Source organism: Cupriavidus sp. BIS7, assembly GCF_000292345.1.
In the GTDB taxonomy this organism is placed as follows: domain Bacteria; phylum Pseudomonadota; class Gammaproteobacteria; order Burkholderiales; family Burkholderiaceae; genus Cupriavidus.
On record NZ_ALOU01000119.1, the window covers coordinates 1 to 6,566 of the forward strand.

4 protein-coding genes are annotated in these 6,566 nt (G+C 64.3%); 2 read left to right on the plus strand and 2 right to left on the minus strand.

The annotated features are described in order from the left end of the window. Positions 1-41: 41 nt before the first annotated feature. Together B552_RS0126760 and B552_RS0126765 are read right to left on the minus strand one after the other, a co-directional pair. Positions 42-1,043 (minus strand): tripartite tricarboxylate transporter substrate binding protein, encoded by a 1,002-nt coding sequence (locus tag B552_RS0126760; protein ID WP_019452137.1) that lies wholly within the window; start codon positions 1,041-1,043, stop codon positions 42-44. 120 nt (positions 1,044-1,163) lie between these two features. Then, entirely contained in the window at positions 1,164-2,369 is a 1,206-nt protein-coding gene (locus B552_RS0126765) for an aminotransferase class V-fold PLP-dependent enzyme (protein ID WP_019452138.1), read from the minus strand. A gap of 250 nt (positions 2,370-2,619) precedes the next feature. Between B552_RS0126765 and B552_RS0126770 the strand changes: the two genes are divergently transcribed. Beyond that, entirely contained in the window at positions 2,620-3,312 is a 693-nt protein-coding gene (locus tag B552_RS0126770) for a GntR family transcriptional regulator (protein ID WP_019452139.1), read from the plus strand. 79 nt (positions 3,313-3,391) lie between these two features. After that, positions 3,392-6,415: an FAD-binding and (Fe-S)-binding domain-containing protein gene (locus tag B552_RS0126775; protein ID WP_019452140.1), complete on the plus strand. Its 3,024-nt coding sequence runs from the start codon at positions 3,392-3,394 to the stop codon at positions 6,413-6,415. Positions 6,416-6,566 lie beyond the last annotated feature (151 nt).

The following is a 6,566-nucleotide window of genomic DNA, read 5'->3' on the forward strand; positions in this document are numbered from 1 at the left end:
GCGTGCGGGAGAGGGGAGACAACAGTCGGTGGATCTCCCGCCTACTTCGCCGCCAGAAATCCCGCTTCCTTGATGATGTCCTTGTGGCGGGTTTCATCGGCGGTCAGGAAGTCAGTCAGCTTCTGGCCCGTGAGGAATTCGTTCTTGAGCGCGTTCTTCTCGAGGTATTCCTTCCACTCCGGCGTTGCCACCACCTTCTGCATCAGGTCGACGTAGAACTTCTGCTGGTCTGGCGTGACCCCGCCCGGCAGCATGAACACGCGCAGCATCTGGTACTGCACGTCCAGTCCCTGTTCCTTGCAGGTGGGAATATCACCCCAGCTTTGCGTGCCGGTGATCTTCGCCGTGTACTGCATGCGGTCCGGCGCAAACACGCAGAGCGCGCGATGCTCGCCCGCGCGCCACTGGCCGATCGATTCGGAAGGATTGTTGACGTTGGAGTCGATATGTTTGCCGGAGAGCTGCGTCGCCGCTTCACCGCCGCCCTTGTACGGGATATAGATGAAGCGCACGCCTGCCTTGCGTTCCACCTGCGCGGTGATGATCTGGTCCTCGCGCTTCGAGCTCGTGCCGCCCATCTTGAGCTTGCCGGGCTGCTTCTTTGCCTCGGCGATGTAGTCGGCCGGCGTCTTGTATGGCGCCTCGGCGTTAGTCCAGAGCACGAACTCGTCCATCGCCACCATCGCCACCGGCGTCAGGTCGCGCCAGTTGAACGGCAACTGGCTGATCATCGGCACCGTGTACAGCGCTGACGACGTCACCAGTAGCTTGTGTGCGTCACCCTTCGATGCCTTGGTGTCCATCAGCCCTTCGGCCCCGCTGGCGCCAGCCTTGTTCACGACGATCATCGGCTGGTTCATCAGCTTGTGCTTGGCGATGATGCCCTGGATCGAACGCGCCATCTGGTCCGATGCACCGCCCGCGCTGAACGGCACCACAACTTCGACCGGCTTGGTTGGCTCCCACGCAAATGCGGGGCTGGCCAACGCGACACCTAGCAACGAAGCGCACGCGAGCGCGCGTGCGGCATAACGCAACGTCATGGTTTGTCTCCTTGGGAATGGCGGGACGACTCTTGCGGGCGCCCTCGATTTGAATTCACTGCTTGTTTGCTCCCCGCTCCCATGGCATGGAAGCGGGGAGCGCATGACAACTGAATCGGCCTACGCTGCGCGCAGCGCGGGCTGCAATGCCGCGGCGCGCAGGCTGTCCATCGCCGCCAGCACGCCGCCTGCGTGATGCGGCACTCCCGCCAGCGCAAGACCCATCTCCACGCCGGCCAGCGTGCCCATCAGCGTCAGGTCGTTGAAGTCGCCCAGATGCCCGATGCGGAACACCTTGCCGGACAGCTTGGACAAGCCCTGACCAAGCGACATGTTGAATGTCTCGAGCACGACCTTGCGGAACGCATCGGCGTTGTGGCCTTCGGGCATTACCACGGCTGTAAGCGCCGGGCTGTACTCGGCCGGGTTCTGGCACAGGACCTCCAGACCCCACGCGTTGACACAGGCGCGCGTGGCCTCGGCGTGGCGGCGATGGCGCGCGAACACGTTCTGCAGCCCTTCTTCCAGCAGCATGTCGCACGCCTCCGACAGCCCGTAGAGCAGGTTCGTCGCGGGCGTGTAGGGCCAGAAGCCGTTCTTGTTGGATTCGATGATTTCATCCCAGCCCCAGAACGCCTTGGGCAACCGTGCGCTGGCCGATGCAGCTATCGCCTTGGCGCTGACGGCGTTGAACGAGATGCCCGGCGGCAGCATCAGACCCTTCTGCGAGCCTGAGACCGTCACGTCCACACCCCATTCGTCATGGCGATAGTCAACGGAGCCGAGTGAGGAGATGGTATCGACGAGCAAAAGCGCGGGGTGCGCGGCTGCGTCGATGGCACGGCGTACCGCGGCAATGTCCGAGGTCACGCCGGTCGACGTTTCGTTGTGCACCACGCAGACCGCCTTGATCTCGTGATTGCGGTCTTCGGCCAGGCGCGCGCCGATTGCTGCGGCGTCCACGCCATGCCGCCAGTCGCCAACGATGAATTCTGGGTTCAGGCCGAGCTTGTCTGCCATCTTCTTCCACAGCGATGCAAAGTGGCCGGTCTCGTACATCAGCACCTTATCGCCAGGCGACAGCGTATTGACCAGTGCCGCCTCCCAGGCACCCGTCCCTGATGCCGGGTAGATCACCACGGGCTGGCTGGTCTGGAAGATCTTGCGGATGTCGGCTAGCACCTTCTTGCCCAGTTGCTGGAATTCGGGACCGCGATGGTCAATGGTCGGATAGTCCATCGCGCGCAGCACGCGATCGGGCACGTTGGTGGGCCCCGGAATCTGGAGGAAATGCCGGCCGCTCGGGTGGGAATTCAATCGGATCATGTCGCCTCGTATCCTTACGTTTGAATTTTGTATTCAAAAAACAGGGATGCACTGCGGGTCCGGCATGCGGGATAATGTTGGCGGGCACAAGCGCCGCACTCACCGCATAAAAGCCTTGTAAATCAACAGATACTTGGCTTTTACGCCGTCCGTTGCATGGTTTCTGGCAGGGCCAGTGACACAGAAACACAGTTCGTGCTTGCCCCAGAGTAGTTTTTGAATACAATACTGTCAAGCCACACGACCCCTGATGAGTGCAAACCCGACCACCCCTTCGCAAGCCGTAGACCGCCAGATCCTGCATGTGGCGGTGGCCCACCGCCTGCGTACGATGATCATGGAAGGCGACCTCGCGCCGGGCACGCGGCTCAATGAGCGCGTGCTGTGCGATCTGCTCCAGGTTTCGCGCACGCCGCTGCGCGAAGCCTTCAAGGTGCTGGCCGGCGACGGGCTGGTGACGCTGCTGCCAAACCGCGGCGCCGAGGTGGTGGTGCTCTCTCAGGAAGCGATCGACCACCTGTTCGAGATGATGGGCGCGCTTGAAGCGATGTCCGGCGAACTGGCCTGCCAGCGCATCACGGACGCCGAACTCAGCGAGATTCGCGCGCTGCACTACGAGATGCTCGCCTGCCATGCGCGACGCGATTTGCCCAACTACTACGCCCTGAACCGCCGCATTCATGACGCCATCAACGCTGCGGCGCGCAACCCGATCCTCGAGGAGACCTATCGACGCATCAACCTGCGCATTCAGGCGTTGCGCTTCCGCTCGAACTTCGACCAGGACAAATGGGACATGGCCGTGCGCGAACACGGCGAGATGCTCGATGCCCTGTCCAGGCGCGATGGCGCCACGCTGCGTGAGATCCTGCGCGCGCACTTGCAGCACAAGCACGACGCGCTGATTGCCGAACTAGAACGCGCACAGGACGCCGCCGCCTGACCTGCCGCTGCCCGCCCGGGCGCGAACGCAAGGCCATGGCGACGTCTCTCAGTGCACGCAACCGGAGACATCCACGGCCATGGCCTTGCCAACCACCCCCACGCCGCCCGGCGTGCAACCGCTGCGCTTCATGCCCGGCGCCGCCGCGCCCGCGCTGCAATCACCGCTGTACCGGCGCCTGGCCGCCGAACTGCGCGGCGAAGTTCTGTTCGACAACGCAAGCCGTGGCCGCTACGCGACCGATGCCTCGATCTACCAGATCATGCCGATCGGCGTCGTGGTGCCACGCGACGAGGCCGATGCACGGCTGGCGCTCGATATCGCCCGTGATTTCAAGGCACCGCTGCTGCCGCGCGGCGGCGGTACCAGCCAGTGCGGCCAAACCGTTGGCGAGGCGCTGGTCATCGACAACAGCAAGTACCTGAACCAGGTGATCGATTTCGATCCCGTGGCGCGCACAGCGACCGTGCAGCCGGGCATCGTGCTGGACCACCTCAACGCGTGGCTCAAGCCACACGGCCTGTGGTTCCCTGTCGATGTGTCGACCTCGGCGCAATGCACGATCGGCGGCATGACCGGCAACAACTCGTGCGGGTCGCGCTCGATCCAGTACGGCAACATGGTGCATAACGTGCTCGGCGTCCAGGCCATCCTCGCCAGCGGCGAGGACGTGCGCTTCGACACGAACTGGCCGGCGGATGCGGCGCCGCACCGGGCGATTGCGGACGGCGTGCAACGCATCGCCGCCCGCGAACGCGAGGCCATCGCGCAGATGTACCCGAAGGTGCTGCGCCGGGTTGGCGGGTACAACCTCGACATCTTCGCGCCGCGCAATGAGCGGCCCTATACGGCCGATGGCCGCGTCAACCTTGCGCACCTGCTCGTGGGATCGGAGGGCACCCTTGCCTACTTCCGCCACATCACGCTGCAGCTTGCTCCGCTGCCGATGCACAAGACGCTCGGCGTCGTGAATTTCCCCACGTTCTACCAGTCGATGGACCTGACGCGGCATATCGTCGCGCTGAAGCCGGCGGCGGTGGAACTCGTCGATCGCACGATGATCGACCTGGCCCGCAACAACCCTGCGTTCCGTCCGGTGATCGAAAAAGCGCTGGTCGGCGAGCCGGAGGCGATTCTGCTGGTCGAGTTCGCCGGAGAGGACCGCGCAGCCACGCTGCAAGGCCTGGCCAGGCTCGTCGAGTTGATGGCCGATCTTGGCCTGCCGGGGTCTGTTGTCGAAATGCCGGACGCCGGCGCGCAGAAGGCGCTCTGGGAGGTCCGCAAGGCAGGGCTCAACATCATGATGAGCATGAAGGGCGACGGCAAGCCGGTGTCGTTCATTGAGGACTGCGCCGTGCCGCTCGAACATCTGGCGGAGTACACGTCACGGCTGACCGAGGTATTCCACAAGCACGGCACGCGCGGCACCTGGTATGCGCACGCGAGCGTCGGCACGCTGCACGTGCGGCCGATTCTGGACATGCGCCGCGATGGCGCAGCGAAGATGCGTGCGATCGCCGAAGAAGCCGCGGCAATGGTGCGTGAGTACAAGGGTGCGTATTCGGGCGAGCATGGCGATGGCATCTGCCGTGGCGAATGGGTGGCATGGCAGTTCGGCCCTGCGCTGGCCCGCGCGTTCGAAGAGGTCAAGGCACTGTTCGATCCGGAGAACCGCTGCAATCCCGGCAAGATCGTACGCACGCCGAAGATGGATGACACCAGGCTGTTCCGCTTTCCGCCGGGCTACACGGTCAGGCCGCTGCAGCCCGCGCTTGACTGGTCAGCCTGGAATGTCACGCGAGACCCCGTCACGGAGGCCGAGAGCGCGCCCGGCACCGGCACCGATCCGGCGAACGGCCTCGCGGCCGCCGTCGAGATGTGCAACAACAATGGCCACTGCCGCAAGTTCGACGCCGGCACAATGTGCCCGAGCTACCGCGTCACGCGCGACGAGCAGCACCTGACGCGCGGCCGCGCCAATACGTTGCGGCTTGCGCTATCGGGGCAGCTTGGCAGCGAAGGCCTGCTGGACCCCGCCGTCAAGGACACGATGGACCTGTGCGTATCGTGCAAGGGCTGCAAGCGCGACTGTCCGACCGGCGTGGACATGGCGAAGATGAAGATCGAAGTACGCGCTGCCCACGCCCGCGCGGGACGCCTGCGCACGCGCGACCGGCTCGTGGCGTTTCTGCCGCGCTACGCGGCGATCGCCAGCGCGCTGCCGTGGCTGTTCAACCTGCGAGATCGCGTGCCCGGCCTGCCTTGGTTGACTGAAACGCTGCTTGGGCTGTCGGCACGGCGCTCGTTGCCGCGCTGGCAACCCGCGTTCCTGCGCAACGACTACGTGCCGAAACCAGTCGGCGGCAAGGAGGTCGTGCTGTTCGTCGACACGTTCAACAACCACATGGAGCCGGAAAACGCACGCGCTGCACAGCGTGTGCTGGAAGCCGCTGGATACACCGTGCATCTGTCGGGCGTGCCCGGCGAGCGACCGCTGTGCTGCGGCCGCACGTTCCTGGCCGCGGGCCTCGTCGATGAAGCAAAAGCGGAAGCAAGACGCGCAATTGATGCACTGCTGCCTTTCGTATCGCGCGGTGTGGCGGTCGTCGGTCTGGAACCGTCCTGCCTGCTGTCGATGCGCGACGAGTTCCTGCAGTACGGCTACGGCGATGCGGCACGCGTGCTTGCCGACAATGCGTTCCTGTTCGAAGAGTTCCTGGTCCGGGAGCATGCCGCCGGGCGATTCACGCCGGCGCTGAAACCGATTGGCCGCACGCAGGCATTGCTGCACGGACACTGCCATCAGAAGGCGTTCGACGCCGTGCGGCCCGTGGAGCAGGTGCTGGGCTGGATTCCTGAACTCAAGACTGCGCTGATCGAATCGTCATGCTGCGGCATGGCAGGCAACTTCGGCTACGAGGCCGAGCACCATGACGCGTCGATGAGGATGGGAGAACTGTCACTGCTGCCAGCCGTGCGCAAGGCCGATGCGCAGACGCTGGTAGTGGCCGATGGCACAAGCTGCCGCCATCAGATTCACGATGGCGCAGACAGGGAAGCGATGCATGTGGCGAGGGTGCTGGAGATGGCGCTGGCGGATTGAAGCACTGGCGGTTTGCTCCCCTCTCCCATGCAAATGGGAGAGGGGTGGGGGAGAGGGCAAAGCCTTTCGTCACTGACCAACGTGGTTGGTGCTTCAGTCGCTGGCCCTCTCCCCCAACCCCTCTCCCGCTCTGTATAGACCGGGAACATAG